Genomic DNA, 1,298 nt, shown 5'->3' with positions numbered 1-1,298 from the left:
TCAGTGTCAGGGTGAGGTCGCCGCTTGTTGCGGTGGTTGGATCCTGATCACCTGGTGCCTGGCTCTTACGGTGAGTGCCGTCTTCGGGTTGGCGTCCATGCGTTTTGTCGGCATCAGGTGTGAAGGACCGGCCGGCGTGACTTGATAGGAGCGTGGCATCGCCCCCGACTGAGATGTGTCCGCCGACCGGCCCAACCGTCACCTCACAGTGAATGGAGGCAACCACCATGGTTGTTGTTGGAGCCGATGTACACAAGCGCACGCACACCTTTGTCGCCGTCGACGAGGTGGGGCGCAAGCTCGGGGAGAAGATCGTCAAGGCGACCACACCAGGTCATGCTGAAGCGGTGATGTGGGCCCGGGAATGCTTCGATGCCCCGCTGGTGTGGGCGATCGAGGATTGCCGGCACCTATCAGCCCGGTTAGAACGCGACCTTCTCACCGCAGGCCAGCAGGTCGTGCGCATCCCACCGAAGCTGATGGCTCAGAGCCGTGCCTCAGCACGCACGCGCGGTAAGTCTGACCCCATCGATGCACTGGCAGTCGCGCGCGGCTTTCTGCGTGAACCTGATCTGCCGATTGCTTCTCATGACGAGATATCGCGCGAGCTGAAGTTGTTAGTTGACCGCCGCGAAGTCCTTGTGGCACAACGCACGGCGACGATTAACCGGCTGCGCTGGCGAGTCCATGAACTCGATCCCGAACGGGCCCCCAAGGCTGCATCGCTGGACCGAACCAAACACCGCCAGATCCTAGGCGAGTGGCTGATCACAGTCCCGGGTCTGGTTGCCGAACTGGCGTGTGCGGAGTTGGCCGACATCACCCGGCTCACCGAACAGATCGATGCATTGGCTAAGCGCATCGGCGAACGCGTCCGCGCCGTGGTGCCTACCCTGCTAGCAATGCCGGGCTGTGGGGAATTGACTGCGGCCAAACTCGTTGGGGAAAGCGCTGGCGTAACTCGTTTCAAGAGCGAGGCCGCCTTCGCTCGCCATTCTGGGGTGGCGCCGATCCCAGTGTGGTCAGGTAACACCGCGGGCCGCGTCCGCATGACTCGCTCTGGAAATCGCCAACTCAACGCCGCCCTACACCGCATCGCGATCACCCAAATCCGCCTCGACGGTGCGGGCCAGACCTACTACCGCAAACGGCTGGCCGCCGGCGACTCCAAACCCGAAGCCCTACGCTGCCTCAAACGCCGCCTGGCCCGCCTCGTGTTCAGCCGCCTCCACACCGACCACCAAAACCAGATTCAGCCTTGCCAACCGGCAGCCGCTTGACATAGGAGAAACCCATGA

1 protein-coding gene is annotated in these 1,298 nt (G+C 62.8%); it reads left to right on the top strand.

What is annotated here, in order from left to right; genetic code table 11:
• Positions 1 to 212 precede the first annotated feature (212 nt).
• The gene (locus AC5Y5B_RS25195) at positions 213 to 1,280 is read left to right on the top strand and encodes an IS110 family RNA-guided transposase (RefSeq protein WP_500007389.1); all 1,068 of its coding nucleotides are present in this window, start codon (positions 213 to 215) and stop codon (positions 1,278 to 1,280) included.
• Positions 1,281 to 1,298: the final 18 nt, after the last annotated feature.

It is taken from the genome of Mycobacterium sp. NGS33, assembly GCF_059812885.1.
The sequence above is the reverse complement of the archived record's forward strand: the minus strand, read 5'-3'. Positions and strand labels throughout refer to the sequence as shown.

Bases quoted from the DNA above. Each gene is read 5' to 3' on its own strand.
- AC5Y5B_RS25195 (WP_500007389.1), top strand. From the start codon at position 213: ATGGAGGCAACCACCATGGTTGTTGTTGGAGCCGATGTACACAAGCGC.